Raw genomic sequence first — 18,855 nt, 5'->3', positions numbered from 1 at the left:
GGTGAATGTGCCTTCATTTTTATGATGACGACTTATAAATAAGCATTCTCATGCTTGGCTTTTAACATATTCCAACGACGCTCAACTTCCGTCTCGAACGATTTCAGGGAACCCTCATATTCTGGCTTCGTCATATGCTTCGTTTTCCCCATCGTCTTGAGCCAATCCGATAGAGGAATCTTCTTGCTCTTATCCTCCGGATTATACGTGATGGACGTAATCCCGTGCTCCACTTCATAGAGCGGGAAGAAGCAGGAATCTACAGCAGCTCCGACGATATTGGAGCCTTCCTGGTCATCCGACAGCCAGTTGAGCGGACATGCAATGAGAATTTTCCCATACACCAATCCCTCATTTTGGGCGTACCATTGTGCTTTCGCCGCTTTCTTCACAAGATCCTGCGGGTACGCTTCCGACCCCGTAAATACATACGGAATATGGGTAGCGGCCATAATTTGGGCTGTATCCTTGTGATGGAATACTTTACCGCCCTGATGTTTCCCAACGTTTGAAGTCGATGTACGATGACCCATTGGCGTCGAATAAGACAATTGAGCGCCCGTATTCATGTATCCCTCGTTATCGTACTCGAGAATAATCATTTTATGATTGCGCAAAGCCGCTCCGATTGCTGGCCCCATGCCGATATCCATTCCGCCATCACCAGTGATCATGACGAAGGTGAAATCGTCTTTCAAACCCAAATGGTCGAGCTCGCCACGGCGCTTACGCTCCCAGAACATCTCCACAACCCCTGAGAGGGTCGCTGCGCCGTTCTGGAACAGATTATGAATATACGTCGCCTTGTGAGCCGAATACGGATAACCCGTCGTTACAACCATCGCACAGCCTGTATGGAAGATCGAGACAATATCGCCTTCAATCCCTTTGAAAAACAGCTCCAAGCCGGAGAAAATGCCGCAGCCTGGACATGCGCCATGACCCGGAGCAATACGCTTCGGTTTCTTCGTCAATGCACGTAAAGGCGGGATACGTACATTCAGCTTGCCCGAGTTCTCATCCGGCGTTACCGTGATGAGTCCCGTCTTCAAATCCTCATACTTCATCGGCGTCAACACCCGCTTCGGCGCTTTCGAAGGATCGCCTGGCGTGTGGCCGTAGTAATCGAAGGGAACTTCCACCTTGCCGCTTTGTACAGCGTCAATGGCAAATTGGAACAAATTATGCCCGTCTTCGGCATAAAAGTCCTTGCCACCTAAGCCGTAGATTCGGCTTATGACAAGCGTATCTCTGTTCCCATGTGTGAACAGCGCCGCTTTAATTTCGTTGACCATATTGCCGCCATGGCCGCCATAGGAATCCGCGCGATCGCCAACGGTGATCGCCTTTACATTCTGCAAAGCTTCAGCGATCTGCTTTGCTGGGAATGGACGGATGATATTCGGCGCGATCGATCCGGCCTTAATGCCCTTCTCGCGGAGCTGGTCGACGACGTCCTTAATGATTTCGGAAGCCGAATTCATCAAGAACACGGCGACTTCCGCGTCCTCCATCCGATATAGCTCAAGAATCGGATAATCACGGCCTGTCAACTCAGCATATTCCTGCCGAATACGATCATAAACGCCTTCAGCGTTATACATGGCCATGGATTGCTGGTAGCAGTTATTAATATAATCCGGCTCATTCATATAAGGACCTACGGTAATCGGATTATTACGATCCAGCGTATCCGGGAAGCCCTGTGGCTTCTCTCCGACGAAAGCATGCACATCCTCACGATGCGCGAACGTTTGTACTCTACGCTTTTGGTGGGACGTGAAATATCCGTCCGAAGCAACCAAAACCGGCAATCGAACTTCCGGATCTTCAGCCAGCTTTAAAGCTATGATATTCATGTCATAGACCGCTTGCGGGTCCCGGCACATCACAATCGGCCATCCCGTATTTAAAGCATAGTACAAGTCAGAGTGATCCCCATGAATATTCAGCGGTCCGGATACGGAGCGGCATACCAAGTTCATCACCATGGGAAAGCGTGTCCCGGATTGTACCGGCATTTGCTCCAACATATACAAATAACCGTTGGCGCTTGTCGCGTTAAATACGCGGCCGCCAGCAGTTGAAGCGCCATAACATATGCCTGCCGAACCATGTTCACCGTCTGCTGGAATGAGCACGATATCATGTTGTCCGTTGGACTTCATAAGATCTAGAAATTGAGCAACCTCCGTAGATGGAGATATCGGAAAGTATCCCATAACATGATAATTAATTTGATGAGCTGCATATGCCGCCATTTCGTTACCTGATTCATATACAATGCGCTGTTCGACCTTGGCTTGCCCTAATTCTTTTTTGATATCAATGGACATGCGAGTAGTTCCACCCTTCTCCCATAAATACTCTCTAAGAGTTTACAGCTAGATTGAATCGATGCGGCATGCGATTTAAGTCCGCATAACCATCTTCTTCCCGCTCATTAGTGAGCGCTTCGGTCGGACAAGCCTGTACACATTTAAGGCAACCCTTACAATATTGATAGTCGATCCCTTGTAAGAACATTTGAGGCCGCCCCTTCTTGTCGGGGAGTTCATCCCAAACGAAACAGAAATCCGGACACACATTATCGCAGGAGGCACAGTGAATACATTTATCTTCATGGAAATGCGGCATCATCCCCGCACGTGAAATGCTTAAATCTTTCAGAATGCTGTTCCCAGGATTCGTAATGACACCACCAATGGACTGCGTTTCATAGCCAAGCACTGGCGTATCGAAACGAACGAAATCGGGCATCGTCTCCCCTTCTGGAAGCGCATACGTTTGGAACTTAACTTCATTGTAACCGCGGTCAAACGTTCGTAGGGCTGGTGCAACAGCAAGCGGATATTTCTTTTCTAACGATTTACGAATAACGCCTCTCATGACATCTGGATCAAGGAAATCACACAACTGGAATAGCGCGCCAAGCATCGCCATATTAACGCGATTCTTCTCCTCTAGCGAGATTCCAATTGCATCAATAACGGCAATGGTACCTCCCCGGAGCTTCATCTTTTCCTTCAACTCATCCGGCGTTTTTGTCGAATTTACAAGTACGGTACTATCTTCATAGATGCCACTGATAACGTTTACAGTTTTGGAAAGCGATTCGTGAAAAACACCCACAACATGCGGTCGTTCGACCGGTGAAGTATCCCGAATTCTCGTATCCATATCACAAAACCTTATATGTGCTTTCACTGCCGATCCTTTCTTCTCTGAACCATAGGAAGAAAAGCTAACCCCGTTCAAACCCACCCCAACGACTCCCGCTTCCGCCAGCATCTTACCCGCTAGATTCGCGCCGAGTCCACCGATGGATTCCAGTCTAATCTCAAAAAAACCGAGATCGTTCAATTTAGGTAAAGTTACCATGCCAGGTCTCCTTTCAAAAATGAACTGCATAAAGAATGAATAGTATGAATAGTAAATCTACTCTCATTGTAACAAGAAATCTCTGGTAATCAACCTTTTTTTGAAGGAGCCATTCATAGTAAATAATCAATGATGAGGCCGCACCCTCCCAAATAGTAACTTCTCGACCCTGTATTCTCTTCTTGAGCAGAATTGTCTTTCTCAGCATCCTCACAATCTTCACATACGTCCACATAATCATCATCAATCGGATTAAAGACAACACCGCAAACCTGTGAGCACGCCCGCATCCTCATCTCTCCTTGTTTGACAACCAACTTAGATTGTAAACGCTTGCATCATCGTGTTCCTTTATTATACCGCGGTTTATAGGAATTACACCATAAGTCTTTATCAAATCTTTAGCATTTGAAATGCCCCATTTCTCTTGATAAGGTCAGTTTTTGTGAGATAATGTAGAAATAATAAAGATACTGTCGGACAGCGGAAAGGATGGCATTCATTTGTTCCATTCAATCATTTCCAATGAACTACATGGTCTCTTCTACATCATGAGTGCTATATTAATCCATCTAGTTCTTACCCCCATTTTCATATACAAAGAATATCAGCGTAGATCTCTATTCGCACTTATTTTAATCGTACTCATCTTTTTGTACTGGAAATTTGAAGACATTGATCCCTTAATTTATTCCCTCCATTTGTTTCCGATCAGCTTGATTGCTGTGATTTTATTTGTCGGATTTATACCAGCTTTTATCACCTGGACCTTATTTAACATAGGCTGTATGGTCGTCCTGAATTACTACTGGCAACCCGCTCTAATAAGCAGTGCTGTTTTATTATTAGGTGGATTTCTCATCAGAAATACTACAACTCAACCTACACTCAAGATGAAATTAACTTATGCAACGGGTATGCTGCTCGTGTACGAAGTATTGTATGCGCTTATAGCGCTGAACATACGATCTCATATAACCTTGTATGCTGCATACACCGTGTTTTTTTCCTTTTTCTCTCTTTGGATGATTACATACTTACAATTTTTTGTGAAAAAGCATGAGATGCACAAACAGAGACTTGTCGCATTGGAAAAGGATCGAATGCTCGGCCAGTTTGCAGCCACCATTTCTCATGAAATACGTAATCCTCTCACATCAACAAGAGGCTTTCTTCAGTTGCTGGATCAGAATGAGTTATCCTTCAACGATCACAAACGTTATGTAGACCTTGCTTTGTCGGGCGTGGATCAGGCGACCGCCATCCTGGGTGATTACTTAAACTATGCCAAGCCATCTTCTAACTTACAGGAACAATTAGAACTCAAAGAAGAGATAGAAGCCATGCTGCGTTTCATCACACCATTTGCTGCAGATCACCAGGTTGCTATCCATATTAGTCATGAAAATGAAGAACCCCTTTACATACTGGGAGAATCCAAAAAGCTGCGCCAATGTTTGATGAATCTTGTTAAAAATGCGATTGAGTCCATGCCTAACGGCGGTAAAATTTCATTAAGCACCTGTAAGCTGCCTAATGCTGTACAAATTTCTATTTCTGACACTGGCGTTGGAATGAGTAAGCAGCAATTAAACTCACTCGGTATGCCATTCTACACAACCAAAGAACAAGGAACTGGACTTGGTCTCGTCGTGGTCATGAGTATTATCAAAATGATGAACGGAAAAATCTCCTTCTCCAGTAATTTAAACCAAGGCACGCAATGCTCCATTTTATTTCAGCAAAAGTGAACACCCAGCGCCCTCCATTAACAACCTTGATGATCTGTGCTATTCTGTTAAGACAAGCGATCATCATGATTGGTAAGGAGGGCTTTATTATGAATTCAGATTTCATTCCGATTAAATCACTTGAGGGCGACTTGAAAATGTCGCATAAGAAGAGGGATTTCGGTCTTACTGTCTCATCCAAAGAGTTGATCCTTCACAAACCTCACATTAATTATTATTTCAAGTTGGAACATATAATTAGCATTATTCCATACGATCATTCTGCTCTCAAAGCCGTCACCTTCGTAAACTTGCGATCAGCTAATCGAGAATTCACCCATGTAGCTCCGGTTTCTGATTACTTCCGCATTTATGTCCAAGCAGCTACCGTCCATAACCGCAGCGGGCTGTTCGAAATAGGACCAACCGATATCATCATTCCCATCCATCCGAGTATGCTCAAAGCCATATCTGAATATATGCAGCGCATCGGTATAACCATATTTTAGAGCTCCTCCACAACAAAAAAGCAAGGATGAGAAAATAATCTTTTCTCACCCTTGCTTTTTTTATTTCATAAGAGATCATCTTACAGCTTTTCTTTCTCGACAATAAAGGCTAGTAAGCGTTCACAGCTCTCTTCTACCATCTCGTACACCTCTTGAAAATTACCCGTGTAATAAGGGTCTGGAACATCTTTATTTACGCGATCAGGTGCAAAATCCAGCAATTTATGAATGGCAGCTCGTTTCTCACCTTCTACTACAGCAGGAGCAAACGATGCCAAATTCGTTACATTACTCTCATCCATCGCAATGATATATGTATATTGTACAAAGTCATCGGACCTAACTTGCCTTGCTTTTAGACCCTCATGATTAATCTGATACTGATCCAATATATCCCTAGTTCCTTGATGTGGGGGATGTCCAATGTGCCAATCACCGGTTCCGGCTGAATCAATAGCAATTACATTATCGAGACCCGCTTTTTTGACCTGATGACGAAAAACAGCTTCAGCCATGGGAGAACGGCATATATTTCCTAAGCAAACGAATAAGACCTGGATCATACTTCACCAAAGATGAGCTTTTTTTCACGCATAGTGAGCGACCTAGCCGGAATATCCAGCACAATTTTACCTTCAGAAAGTCCCCAAATGCGAGTAGCATATCTCTCCGCGAGCTCAACTTGGTGCAGAGTAGCAATGACGCTCATATTTCGATCTTTGCAAAGGGATTTCAAATCCTGCAAGATATATTCCGTTGATTTCGGATCAAGACCAGATACAGGTTCATCTGCGACAAGGACCTTTGGTCCAAGTATTAGAGCTTTAGCAATAGCAACACGCTGCTGCTCACCTCCGCTTAGCTGACCAACCTTCTTCTCACCCTTATCAAGCAACCCCACTTTTTCTAAATAATCCATGCTGTCCACATGCTCATCTCTTGAAGTCATGCCAGTCAAAATACGCAGAGGCGTTTGATAGACACGACCCATCATGACATTCTTGACAGCGCTTTTATTTCGATTCAAAGCAGGCTTTTCTTCAAGAAATGCGAAATCTCTACCTAATTTGAAGCGTTCGAATGGACCTGGCTTTGATATATCAATGGAGTTATAGATCAACTGACCGCTTGTCCATTTCTCTTGATGACTGATACAACGCAATAATGTGGTTTTCCCACTACCACTACCGCCAATAACAGCAATGAATTCGCCTTCATCAACTTGAAAGCTCACTTGTGAAAGTACCTGAATGTCCGGAGGATATACTTTACTTAAATTACGAACTGTAAGCATGACAATGTCTCCTTCGAGTAAGTCTTCTTCCGTCTTTCCGATAGAAAGACTCATTTCATAAGTTGCTCTTTTGGGAAAAAATCGCCACTCATTTCAAGCGGTAAGCCTGAGTTGAGGGCGATTTTCTAATTCCCAAAGGATGTTATCTTAATCGCAAGATGTCGGAGCTTCCGCCGTACCTGCTTCAACATTAATTTTATCTGATATCGTATCACGAATGACCGACATAACAAGCTGTAATAAATAGTTGATATCCTCTTGTGTTTGCTTGAATTCATTCACAATTGGAATCTCATCTAATTGATCCTGCAGCACTTCAATCTCATTTTCAATTTTTTCGATCATTTTAGCATTTTGGAAAGTCTCAAAAGCAACGACTTCCTTCTGTTTCTTTTTGATCGCACCAATTAGCACTTGGATGTCAGGATTCGTAGCGATTTGCTTCTCAGCCTTTTGATAAAACTGTACCTCATTCGAAGTCGTTAACAATTCAGCCAATTCCTTAGCTTTGGTTAAAATATCTTCGCGTACGATCATTTCCGTATTTGTAAACTCCTCTACTTTAAAAGCATGAGGCTCATTATCGTTATGATTATGATCACATTGGGACACTTCTAATCACGCTCCTATCTATTTCAACTTCAAATTAAATGGACATCTTCATGGGTTTGTGTACAATCTCACCCTTCAAAATCCATGTTTGTGCATGTGTCACTTCTACTTCAACCATTTGACCAATTAAAGACTTGTCGCCAGTAAAATGGATCAATTTATTCGTCCGCGTGCGACCAGCTAGTACTTCAGCGTTATTCTTACTTTCGCCTTCAACAAGTACTTCAACGGTCTGCCCTAACAATCTCTCGTTACTCGCTTTACTGTGTTTATTGACTAACTCATTTAAGCGATAAAGACGTTGTTTCTTTACTTCCATCGGTACATTGTCTTCCATATCGGCAGCAGGTGTACCTTCTCGCGGTGAATAAATAAATGTAAACGCGAAATCGAAGCCTACTTCCTCATAAAGTGACATCGTCTCATCGAATTGCACATCCGTTTCACCTGGAAAACCAACAATAATATCTGTTGTCAGAACGACATCGGGCATCGTTTCTTTAATTTTACTGGCCAGCTGTAAATAATGATCTCTGGAATATTTTCTACTCATTCTTTTCAGAACCTCGGTATTGCCCGATTGAACTGGAAGATGTATATGCTCTACAAGATTACCGCGTTTACCTAACACTTCAATCAAGCGATCATCAAAATCTCTTGGATGCGAAGTAGTAAAGCGAATACGCGGTACATCAATTTTACGAATATCGTCCATCAAGTCAGCGAAAGAAAACGTAATATCCTCAAAATCTTTACCATAGGCATTGACATTCTGTCCAAGCAGCGTAATTTCCTGAAACCCTTGACGAGCTAAGTCTCTAACCTCAGCAAGCACGTCTTGTGGTCGGCGACTTCTCTCTTTACCCCGCGTATAAGGAACTATACAGTATGTACAGAACTTATCGCAGCCGAACATGATGTTCACCCAAGCACGGATTCCTTCACGTTTTTTTGGTAAATTCTCAACGATATCGCCTTCTTTGGACCATACCTCAACGACCATTTCCTTGTTATAGAAAGCATCCTTCAATAAGGTCGGAAGTCGATGAATATTGTGCGTTCCGAATATCAAATCTACAAAAGCATGCTTTTGCATAATTCGATTCACGACCGCTTCTTCCTGCGACATACAACCACAAACACCCAGAACAAGGCCTGGTTTCTGTGCTTTAAGTGCCTTTAAATGGCCAAGTTCACCGAACACCTTGTCTTCTGCATTCTCCCGAATCGCACAAGTGTTGAGCAGAATAACATCTGCTTGGTTCTTGTCCTCTGTCGTTTGATAGCCCATTTGCTCTAGTAAACCCTTCATTACTTCTGTATCATGCTCATTCATCTGACATCCGTAAGTGCGAATCAAATAATATTTATCTTTGCCGAACTCCTGCATGTCCTCAGGAATGGTGAAGTCATAGTGTACGGCGATCTCTTCTTTTCCGCGCTTCTTTGCATCTGTCAGTGAAGGAGGCTGAAAATATTGGGAATAATCCTTGTCGGATTTCACTTGGTTAGCCACTTTCTTTCCTCCTGAGAGTTTTCGTAGAAAACTTACTTCGTAAGCGTTAACTGAGTTTTGCTGTAGTAAACTGACGCAACTTTTATTATAGCATCACATGCCTACATAGTACAAAGAAATTAGCATATGTATGAATATTTGCTTCCTAGAACTAATCTATCAGTTCAGCTAAATCGCCAGTTTTCACACCAGCAGCATTCCCCTCATCCGTGTCAATGTGCATGTCTAATGCATAATGATCAGATACACGCGCAATGACATTCTCGAAAATCAATGGTCGTTCTCCATTCACTTTGACACGCAGAAGCTGTTTATCTTGAATGCCCCATTTCTCAGCATCCGAAGTATGAAAGTGAATATGTCTAGCCGCGACAATTACGCCTTGCGCCAAATCCACCTCTCCCTTTGGACCAATAACTCGGAGGCCAGGAGTGTGCTCAATCTGTCCGGATTCACGTACCGGTGGATTTATCCCTAAAGAAAAAGCATCCGTTCGAGATACTTCGATTTGTGTATTTGGACGAGCAGGACCAAGAATACGTACTTTCTCGATCTTACCTTTGGGTCCAACAATCGTTACCGTTTCTTGAGCCGCAAATTGTCCTGGTTGTGAGAGATCCTTAAACGTCGTCAATTCATATCCCTGACCAAATAAAATATCGATATGAGCTGGAGATAGATGTATATGTCTAGCTGAAACCCCTACTGGGACTGTTTTCATAGTATCCATCCTTTTACTTTTGTGATAGTAGACAGTATTGCCGCTCAGCAAAAAAGGCATACGGAAAATCTCCATATGCCCTCAAGGTGTAACTATTATTTGAATTCAGTAAGCATTTTGCTGAAATCAGCTTCTGAAAGCTTAAGGTCTTGTTTCGAAAGTCCTTCTTTAGCAAAGCTTGGAATGGAATCTTCATAGCTCTTTTTCTCTTTGTTTTGATAGATAATACCTGTCAACATGGAGTTTGTTTCCATGATTTTGGTCATTGCCATCACACGGTTCGTATAATCATAATCAGGAATTTCATCCAGATCTACGATATTCTCTTTGAACCAGTCATACGTGTTTACTTTATTGAAAGTTACGCATGGGCTAAACACGTTAATCAAAGAGAAACCTTTGTGATTCAAACCAGCTTCGATAACAGCCGTTAACTGTTTCAAGTTACTGGAGAACGATTGTGCTACGAAGGAAGCACCGGCAGCCATCGCAACTTCTAATGGTGAGATCGCAGACTCAATTGTACCTGATGGAACGCTTTTCGTTTTGAAACCTTCCGCACTACGTGGGGATGCTTGACCTTTCGTCAAACCGTAGATTTGGTTATCCATAACGATGTATGTTACATCAATGTTACGACGAATCGCATGTACAGTATGTCCCATACCGATTGCGAAGCCGTCGCCGTCACCGCCTGAAGCGATAACAGTCAAATCGCGGTTAGCCATTTTCACACCTTGTGCGATTGGCAAAGATCTACCGTGAATACCGTGGAAACCATAAGCATTGATGTAACCAGAGATACGACCGGAACAGCCGATACCAGATACGATTGCTAAGCCTTCAGGCTCTAAACCAACATTAGCTGCCGCACGCTGAATTGCCGCTTGTACGGAGAAGTCTCCGCAACCTGGACACCAGTTAGGCTTTACATTGTTACGAAAGTCTTTTAATGTTGCCATGCTAAAGTCAACTCCTTACATTTTTGTTCAATTTCTGCTGGCAAGAACGGGTTACCGTTGTATTTAAGAACGTTTTTAATTTTATCTGCATGACCAACATGCAGTTTAATTTGATCTGCTAATTGTCCAGTTGCGTTGTTTTCAACAACTATAACTGTTTTCGCTTTTTCAACAAGAGGTCTAAGCTGCTCTGCAGGAAACGGATGAATCAAACGCACTGTAGCGTGATTTGTCTTGATTCCTTCCAGTTCAACGCGGCTTCTTGCTTCATCGATCGTTCCACCAGTGGAACCCATTCCGATAATCAGAAGATCTGGATTCTCATGAGGTGCGTCGAATTTAATGGCATCTGTTACTTGAATGTGTTTCAGCTTCTCAAGACGCTTATCCATCATACGTTGACGGTTTTCAGTGCTTTCCGAAGGACGACCTGTTTGGTCATGCTCAACACCTGTAACATGGTGAATACCATGCTTCACGCCAGGAATCACACGTGGTGAAACACCGTTCTCAGTGAACTCATAACGTTTGAACAATTGATTCGCTTCTTGTTCAGGAGCTTCTGATACAAGCGCTCCGCGGTCAATTACAATGCGGTTGTAATCTAGCATCTCAGCGGATTGTTTACCCAGAGAGAGTTGCAGATCCGTCATCAAAATCACCGGAACTTGATATTTCTCAGCAAGGTTGAAAGCTTCAATTGTATCATAGAAGCATTCTTCAATCGTGCTTGGGGAAAGAACGATTTTTGGGATTTCACCGTGTGTACCGTATACCATGGCATTCAAATCGGATTGTTCTTGTTTTGTCGGAAGACCCGTACTTGGACCACCACGTTGTGTATCTACGATAACAACAGGCGTTTCTGTCATACCGGCTAAGCCAATTGCTTCCATCATCAAAGACAGACCAGGACCTGCAGAAGCTGTAAGTGCACGAGCACCTGCGTAGTTAGCGCCGATAGCCATTGTACATGCTGCAATTTCATCTTCGGTTTGGATAACAGTTCCACCCAATTTAGGAAGTGCTTTTTGCAAGTATTCCATAACTTCAGATGCTGGTGTGATTGGGTAAGCTGGCATAAAGCGGCAACCTGCTGCTACAGCTCCAAGAGCGATTGCATCGTTACCGATCATGAACAATTTTTGATTGCCGTCAGCTGGTTCCAATTGGAAGTCAGCAATAGGTCCACCGGCTAATTCTAGTACGGATTCTGCACCTTTACGAACAGCTTCAATATTTTTTTCTACAACAGCTGCGCCTTTACGGCCAAATTCTTCTTCAACAGCTTTATTAAACACGTCAAGCGGCAAACCGAGCAATGCCCAAGAAGCGCCTGATGCGGCCATGTTCTTAAATAAGGAAGTTCCTAGTTCTTCTGCAATCGCAGTAATTGGAACTGGAAACAAACGCGCTTTAATTCCTTCAGGTAAAACGGGGTTAAACTTAGCATCTGCAACGATAACACCGTTATCACGAAGTTCGTGTGCATTAAAATCGATACTTTCTTGGTCAAAAGCGACCAGAATGTCCAAATCGTCTGAAATTGCGCGAATCGGTTTAGTGCTGATGCGGATCTTGTTATTTGTATGCCCCCCCTTAATCCGTGAAGAGAAATGACGGTACCCATACAAATAGTAACCGAGACGGTTCAATGCAGTAGAGAAAATGCGGTCTGTACTTTCGACCCCTTCACCCTGCTGACCTCCGATTTTCCAAGATAACTGACTAATCACCGTACGTCCACTCCTTTTGATTGTAGCTGCATGAAGACCTAAAAAGCTAAATTAGTAGAAATTTATGATGATGCTATAAAAATTTTCTTTCACTTGTCATCCAAATTCTATGCCTTTACAGAGCAAATTGCAAGGGGTTAAACGATTCTAAAACATAGAGTTTTTAGATCGAATCCATATCAATATTAGAATGATTCCCAACTTTCATTTTGGAAGATTGGTGAGCATGAAATTCCGCCAATTTCCATACAGGAATGCCTCCACTTGTGTTTCCTTATAGTTTTTACATAAGGCTTCTATTATATTTCCATATTGACCGACATGTCTCAAACCTTTCATCCATTGCTCAATCCCATCAAAATCCGATCCAAAGCCAATATGCCCTTCCCCACCCAATGAACAAACATGATCAATATGCTTCAGCAGTGCCGTAATGGGAACAGCTAAATTAGTGCTATCTACAAAGTAAGGAACAAACGTAATTCCGATCAATCCTTGACACTGAATGATAGCTTTGATTTGATCATCTGATAAATTTCTTGGATGAGGACAAACTTTTTGAGCGTTCGAATGAGATGCTATGAATGGTTTAGCATATACCTCAACCAATTCCCAGAACGCCGCTACGGATAAATGTGATACATCTGCTATTATACCCATAGTTTCTAATTCTTTTAACATCAGCTTGCCTTTTCTTGTAAAACCACTTTTACGCGGCTCCATAACACCATCTGCAGCCCAATTTGCATAGTTCCAAGTCAAACCAATACTTCTAACACCTAGGTGGTGAAGAATCCTTAGATGCGTCATGTTACCAGCTAAAGCATCTAAACCTTCAAGAGTGAGAATAGCTCCAATCTGTTCCCCTGCTTCAACAGCTCGCCAGTCTTCTACATTCTGAATAAATTTCATTCCTGGGTGACGAATAATTTTTCGATGAAATAAATCAACCATTTGCAAAATATGATCAAAAGTAGGCTGCTGAATGGAGTCCGATAAGTAGATGGCAAAACACTGAACTTTTACTCCCGCTTGCTTAAGCCTTGGATAACTAACATCCAACTCCTGTTCTTCTTTATCAAAATCCAGCTTGGGGTTCATATACAATTTCGTAAGCGCATCGCAGTGACCATCCATTATTCTCATCCTAGCAGCCTCCTATACCTCATTTTCCAGACAACACAAAAACCCCTAAGCAGAGGTTTGATAGGAATTGTGAAAAACCTGTCTACTAGGTAAACAGGCTAGGTATTTGGTATGGTACAGTTTATTACCTTGGCTCTACAATAAGTTTAATGGCCGTCCGATCTTCCCCGTCAATCACGATGTCTGTGAAGGCTGGTACACAAATTAAGTCAACTCCACTGGGCGCGACAAATCCTCTTGCGATAGCTACTGCTTTGATGGCTTGGTTTAAGGCGCCTGCACCTATTGCTTGGAGCTCAGCAGCCCCACGCTCGCGCAAAACACCTGCCAATGCACCTGCTACGGAGTTTGGATTGGACTTTGCTGAAACTTTTAATACATCCATGAATAGTACCTCCTCGGGAATGATGGATAGATTCCATTACCCATCATATTCTCAAGGTTTAACAAACATGCTATCGTATCCAATTAAAATGTTCACAATATTGGGAATTATCTACTAATCCATGAAAACTTGATCTTCATCATAGCGGATAAGGTTAATTCCTTTCGCCAAACCTGTCTGATCGTTCAATTCAATCACGACAGCGTGGAAATGCCATTTGCCTTCATCCGTTACAAATCGAACTGGAAGCTGGGTTTTGAACTTTTGCAGTACAGCATTACGTTCAACGCCAAGAATACCATCACGTGGCCCTACCATCCCTACATCGGTTACATAAGCTGTTCCTTGCGGCAATACACGGTTATCATTCGTTTGTACATGTGTATGTGTGCCGACAACTGCTGACACTTTTCCATCCAAATGCCAACCCATCGCAATTTTCTCAGAGGTTGCTTCCGCATGGAAATCAACAAATACAAACTTATGTTTTTTCTTATCCGCTTCAAGAATTTCGTCCACTTTACGAAATGGGCAATCAATCGGCGGTAAGAATGTGCGTCCCTGCAAATTAATGATCAGCAATTCCTGATCTTTGACCTTAATGACCGTATGTCCTCTACCCGGTGTTCCAGGAGGAAAGTTAGCAGGTCGAACCATCTTCTCGTCACGATCAATGAAATCAAAAATCTCTTTCTGGTCCCACGTATGATTGCCCATCGTCAGAGCTTGAATGCCCATCTCATAGATTTCCTTAGCAATAGCCGCTGTAATACCTTTCCCTGCTGCAGCATTCTCACCATTAGCAATGAACACTGCGTGAGGATGAGCTTGTTTTAATCTAGGCATAATATTCTTTAACGCTTTTCTTCCGACAGATCCTACAATATCTCCAATAAATACAATTTTCATAACAAATAATAGCTCCTTTATAAACACTAGATGCAAAGGCCAGCAATTGATGAATTCAATGACCAGCCTGAAAATAAGGAAAAGTGGCTATATTAGCCACTTTTCGCATTGGTATCTTATTTAGCGTATTCAACAGCCCTTGTTTCACGAATGACCGTAACCTTAATATGTCCTGGATAATCGAGTTCACTCTCGATTTTCTTCGTAATATCGCGGGCTAGACGGAACGCTTCGGTATCATCCACTTTCTCCGGCTGAACCATTACGCGTACTTCGCGACCTGCTTGAATGGCGTATGATTTCTCAACACCTTCGAAGGATTCCGAAATTTCTTCAAGCTTCTCCAGACGTTTAATATACGTTTCGAGCGTCTCTCTGCGTGCTCCAGGTCTTGCTGCGGATAAAGCATCTGCAGCTCCTACTAACATCGCAATAACAGAGGTTGCTTCCACGTCACCGTGATGCGAAGCAATACTATTAATAACGACTGGATGCTCCTTGTACTTCTTACCAATCTCAACACCGATTTCCACATGAGATCCTTCAACCTCGTGGTCTAGCGCCTTACCGATGTCATGAAGCAGCCCGGCACGTTTCGCCAAAGTTACGTCTACCCCGAGCTCCCCGGCCATCAGACCAGCCAGATAAGCTACTTCCATGGAATGTTTCAACACGTTTTGACCGTAACTTGTTCTGAATTTCAAGCGACCCAAAATTTTGATCAAGTCAGGATGCAATCCGTGTACACCAACCTCAAACGTGGCTTGCTCCCCATATTCGCGGATACGTTCGTCCACTTCTTTACGGGATTTCTCCACCATCTCTTCAATGCGTGCTGGATGAATACGTCCATCAGCAACAAGCTTTTCTAAAGATGTACGAGCAATTTCGCGTCGGATTGGATCAAATCCTGATAAAATAACTGCTTCTGGCGTATCATCAATAATAAGGTCGATACCCGTCAATGTTTCCAGTGCGCGAATATTACGTCCTTCACGTCCGATGATTCGGCCTTTCATTTCTTCATTTGGCAGTGATACAACTGAAACGGTTGTTTCAGCAACGTGATCTGCAGCACAACGTTGAATGGCGAGCGTGATGATTTCACGGGCTTTCTTATCGCCTTCTTCTTTGGCTTGCTGTTCGATTTCTTTAATAAGCTGTGCGGTTTCGTGACGAACTTCCTGTTCTACATTTGTAAGAATGATACTCTTAGCTTCATCCATTGTAAGACCAGAAATTCGCTCTAACTCCGAAACTTGACTTTTATAAAGCTGATCAATTTGTGATTGTGTATCCTCGATCCGCTTCTCTTTGTTGGCAACTTGCTCTTCTTTACGCTCGAGAGATTCTAATTTTTTATCCAGCGATTCCTCTTTTTGCAACAATCGTCTTTCTTGTCGTTGAATTTCATTTCGACGTTCACGAATGTCTTTTTCAGCTTCGGACCTTAGTTTATGCACTTCGTCCTTTGCTTCCAGAACCGTTTCTTTTTTCAGTGCTTCTGCTTCCTTCTTGGCAGATTCTCTAATCTGTTCAGCGGCTGTTTCAGCACTGGAAATTTTCGCTTCTGCAAGAGATTTACGGATAAAATAACCAATCCCTAAGCATGCAGCTCCAACAATGAGAATGATCGCGATCCAGATGAATGACATCATCTTGTTCACCTCCTCGTTGGTTTCTCCAAGGTGTTAGCCTGGGATTCCCTTCGGTTTTTTAATCCGATTTTTAATTGTTTGACTAGTCATACATACCCTACTTATTAAGAGTATGGCTTTTAAATGAATGCGCACCGTGCGTTAGAGGCACTATAGTGCTAATAATCCATAATCAACAGTGTAAAAATTGGCGGTTTCTACATCTGTCCCCTCAAAATCAATGAATTGAGTATGATTTTGAATACATTATGAAAATATACACTGTTATTTTATCTTTTGTCGAAGAAGCTTGTCAAGCGAATGTCCCTGAGATGACGGAATAAGTATTTCCAGTACCTGCACAATACTTAATGACATTAACTAATTGAAGTAATAGTTAATGTCATTAACAATCAAATGGGTCATCTGAGATTTCAAATTCCTCTTCACTTGATTCACTGCTTAATACCCCCAAAACCTTGTTAACAATAGAGCCTGTATAACCTCTCCGCATTAGAAAAGCTCCCGTCTTTCTTTTACGATCCATCGTCTTGCCTGAGGTTTGCTTCCATTTCGTTTGGCCCAACTTCATTGCCGCCGTATACTCATCTTCGGGATTGATAGTCTCCATAGCATTTTTGACCAATTCTTTATCAATGCCTCTTTGTTGGAGCTCCTGTCGAATGAGATTACGACCTTTCCGCTGTGAAATAATGCGATTATCTGTCCACATTTTCGCAAATTCCTCATCATTGATATAATTTTGCTGGACTAGCTTCTCACATGCCCATGCAATAATAGGCACTTCGAATCCTTTCTCTTTCAGCTTACGTTTTATTTCACTTAATGAATGAGGTCGTCTGCCTATCATGCTTATTGCCTTTATATAAGCCATATTCTGTTCCTCATCAAGCGTTATACTTTCGATTTCTTGTAGATGTATGGTTTCCCCTTTATTTAACCGATGCTTGATTAGAATGTCTTCATGAACAGAGAATGCATATTCTTCATTTAGAAATATATTGTATCTATGCTTACCGCGCTTCTGTTTCTCAACCTTGGTAATAATCAATACTTGTTGCTCTTCACTATTCAAAACTAAACCACTCCTTCAATGAACAAAAGCACCTTAACACAAGGTTTAAGGTGCTTTCATGTATGATCATTTAAACTTATTCGAAATCCGGTTCTAATTCATCATCTTCCTCGTCAACATTAAGAGGAACTGCTTTGATTAAATTACTGTTCTCTCGAATCCGTAATTCAATCGTTTCCGAAATACTTTTGTTATCTTTCAAAAATTGCTTCGAATTCTCACGGCCTTGACCAAGACGCTCACCTTCATACGAATACCAAGCTCCGCTTTTATTAACGATATCCATCTCTGTTCCGATATCAATAATACTGCCTTCGCGTGAAATTCCTTCACCGTACATAATATCAACTTCCGCTTGCTTGAACGGCGGTGCTACTTTATTCTTAACGACTTTAATTCTTGTGCGGTTACCAACCATATCATTACCCTGTTTGATTGTTTCCACACGGCGAACATCTAGTCGAACGGATGAGTAGAACTTCAGTGCACGGCCACCAGGAGTTGTCTCTGGGTTACCAAACATAACGCCGACTTTTTCACGTAATTGGTTAATGAAAATCGCGATAACTTTGGACTTGTTGATCGCACCAGACAGCTTACGAAGTGCTTGGGACATCAAGCGAGCCTGCAGACCCACGTGAGAATCACCCATATCGCCTTCAATCTCTGCTTTAGGCACTAATGCCGCTACAGAGTCAATAACAATAATATCTACAGCACCACTTCGAACTAGTGCTTCAGCGATCTCAAGTGCTTGTTCACCGGTATCTGGCTGAGAGAGTAGAAGCTCATCTATATTAATACCAAGCTTGCTTGCATAAGAAGGATCCAATGCGTGCTCCGCATCGATAAAAGCTGCTTGTCCACCATTCTTCTGTACTTCTGCGATAGCATGTAGAGCTACCGTTGTTTTACCGGAAGACTCGGGTCCGTATACTTCTATAATTCTTCCGCGTGGAAACCCACCAATACCAAGAGCGATATCAAGTGCAAGAGATCCGGATGAAATCGTTTCAACTTGCATATGTGTAGATTCTCCAAGTTTCATAATGGAGCCTTTTCCGAACTGTTTCTCAATTTGACGTAAAGCATTATCAAGTGCTGCGCGACGATCTGACAAAACACTCACTTCCTTCTTCTATCATTATAGGTATATGATAACTTGTTTTCAGGTGTTTGCCAAGCATTTTTTCGAACATACATTCGACTTTTTAGCGAACA

Annotated in this window: 18 protein-coding genes; 2 read left to right on the top strand and 16 right to left on the bottom strand. The window is 42.5% G+C overall.

Annotated elements, in window-relative coordinates; all coding sequences use genetic code 11:
- Positions 1-32: 32 nt before the first annotated feature.
- The 3 genes from QFZ81_RS13640 to QFZ81_RS13630 all read right to left on the bottom strand — a co-directional run bounded on the left by QFZ81_RS13640 (position 33) and on the right by QFZ81_RS13630 (position 3,671).
- On the bottom strand, positions 33-2,336 hold the full coding sequence (locus QFZ81_RS13640) for a thiamine pyrophosphate-dependent enzyme (RefSeq protein ID WP_307443401.1): 2,304 nt from the start codon (positions 2,334-2,336) through the stop codon (positions 33-35).
- A gap of 34 nt (positions 2,337-2,370) precedes the next feature.
- Entirely contained in the window at positions 2,371-3,381 is a 1,011-nt protein-coding gene (locus QFZ81_RS13635) for a 2-oxoacid:acceptor oxidoreductase family protein (protein ID WP_307603056.1), read from the bottom strand.
- A 113-nt stretch (positions 3,382-3,494) separates the two neighbouring features.
- Complete coding sequence (locus QFZ81_RS13630) at positions 3,495-3,671, bottom strand: hypothetical protein (RefSeq protein WP_307443404.1); 177 nt, start codon at positions 3,669-3,671, stop codon at positions 3,495-3,497.
- A 213-nt stretch (positions 3,672-3,884) separates the two neighbouring features.
- Here QFZ81_RS13630 and QFZ81_RS13625 point away from each other — a divergent pair, with 213 nt between their 5' ends.
- Both QFZ81_RS13625 and QFZ81_RS13620 read left to right on the top strand, forming a co-directional pair.
- Complete coding sequence (locus QFZ81_RS13625) at positions 3,885-5,132, top strand: sensor histidine kinase (RefSeq protein ID WP_307443406.1); 1,248 nt, start codon at positions 3,885-3,887, stop codon at positions 5,130-5,132.
- 89 nt (positions 5,133-5,221) lie between these two features.
- Positions 5,222-5,620 carry a hypothetical protein gene (locus QFZ81_RS13620; RefSeq protein WP_307443408.1) on the top strand — a complete coding sequence of 133 codons (399 nt, stop codon included), beginning with the start codon at positions 5,222-5,224 and terminating at the stop codon, positions 5,618-5,620.
- Between the two features lie 80 nt (positions 5,621-5,700).
- On the opposite strand, the gene QFZ81_RS13615 is transcribed toward QFZ81_RS13620, so the two are convergent.
- The 13 genes from QFZ81_RS13615 to recA form a co-directional block, all read right to left on the bottom strand.
- Positions 5,701-6,183 carry a low molecular weight protein-tyrosine-phosphatase gene (locus QFZ81_RS13615; RefSeq protein ID WP_307443410.1) on the bottom strand — a complete coding sequence of 161 codons (483 nt, stop codon included), beginning with the start codon at positions 6,181-6,183 and terminating at the stop codon, positions 5,701-5,703.
- The gene (locus QFZ81_RS13610) at positions 6,180-6,914 is read right to left on the bottom strand and encodes a phosphonate ABC transporter ATP-binding protein (RefSeq protein ID WP_057301492.1); all 735 of its coding nucleotides are present in this window, start codon (positions 6,912-6,914) and stop codon (positions 6,180-6,182) included. The genes QFZ81_RS13615 and QFZ81_RS13610 overlap by 4 nt, the downstream gene beginning before the upstream one ends.
- A gap of 147 nt (positions 6,915-7,061) precedes the next feature.
- A complete protein-coding gene (locus tag QFZ81_RS13605; protein WP_307449832.1) occupies positions 7,062-7,451 on the bottom strand; it encodes a YlbF/YmcA family competence regulator in 390 nt (129 codons plus the stop codon).
- Positions 7,452-7,560: 109 nt separating this feature from the next.
- Complete coding sequence (miaB, locus tag QFZ81_RS13600) at positions 7,561-9,030, bottom strand: tRNA (N6-isopentenyl adenosine(37)-C2)-methylthiotransferase MiaB (RefSeq protein WP_373462768.1); 1,470 nt, start codon at positions 9,028-9,030, stop codon at positions 7,561-7,563.
- A 163-nt stretch (positions 9,031-9,193) separates the two neighbouring features.
- On the bottom strand, positions 9,194-9,763 hold the full coding sequence (pduL, locus tag QFZ81_RS13595; RefSeq protein ID WP_307443417.1) for a phosphate propanoyltransferase: 570 nt from the start codon (positions 9,761-9,763) through the stop codon (positions 9,194-9,196).
- A gap of 95 nt (positions 9,764-9,858) precedes the next feature.
- Positions 9,859-10,725, bottom strand: coding sequence for a 2-oxoacid:ferredoxin oxidoreductase subunit beta (locus QFZ81_RS13590; protein ID WP_057301495.1), 867 nt, complete (start codon positions 10,723-10,725; stop codon positions 9,859-9,861).
- Entirely contained in the window at positions 10,713-12,461 is a 1,749-nt protein-coding gene (locus QFZ81_RS13585) for a 2-oxoacid:acceptor oxidoreductase subunit alpha (RefSeq protein WP_307443420.1), read from the bottom strand. The genes QFZ81_RS13590 and QFZ81_RS13585 overlap by 13 nt, the downstream gene beginning before the upstream one ends.
- A 204-nt stretch (positions 12,462-12,665) precedes the next feature.
- The gene (locus tag QFZ81_RS13580; RefSeq protein WP_307603054.1) at positions 12,666-13,607 is read right to left on the bottom strand and encodes a dipeptidase; all 942 of its coding nucleotides are present in this window, start codon (positions 13,605-13,607) and stop codon (positions 12,666-12,668) included.
- Positions 13,608-13,731: 124 nt separating this feature from the next.
- Positions 13,732-13,992, bottom strand: coding sequence for a stage V sporulation protein S (locus QFZ81_RS13575; RefSeq protein WP_028558349.1), 261 nt, complete (start codon positions 13,990-13,992; stop codon positions 13,732-13,734).
- 114 nt (positions 13,993-14,106) lie between these two features.
- Entirely contained in the window at positions 14,107-14,901 is a 795-nt protein-coding gene (locus QFZ81_RS13570) for a TIGR00282 family metallophosphoesterase (RefSeq protein ID WP_029195281.1), read from the bottom strand.
- A 116-nt stretch (positions 14,902-15,017) separates the two neighbouring features.
- Positions 15,018-16,559: a ribonuclease Y gene (gene rny / locus QFZ81_RS13565; protein WP_307443427.1), complete on the bottom strand. Its 1,542-nt coding sequence runs from the start codon at positions 16,557-16,559 to the stop codon at positions 15,018-15,020.
- Between the two features lie 385 nt (positions 16,560-16,944).
- Positions 16,945-17,634, bottom strand: coding sequence for a regulatory protein RecX (locus QFZ81_RS13560; RefSeq protein ID WP_307603052.1), 690 nt, complete (start codon positions 17,632-17,634; stop codon positions 16,945-16,947).
- Between the two features lie 76 nt (positions 17,635-17,710).
- Entirely contained in the window at positions 17,711-18,754 is a 1,044-nt protein-coding gene (gene recA / locus QFZ81_RS13555) for a recombinase RecA (protein ID WP_047672987.1), read from the bottom strand.
- Positions 18,755-18,855: the final 101 nt, after the last annotated feature.

It is taken from the genome of Paenibacillus sp. V4I9, assembly GCF_030817295.1.
In the GTDB taxonomy this organism is placed as follows: Bacteria; Bacillota; Bacilli; order Paenibacillales; family NBRC-103111; genus Paenibacillus_E.
Note: the sequence above shows the minus strand (reverse complement) of the source record. Positions and strands in the feature narration are given on the sequence as shown.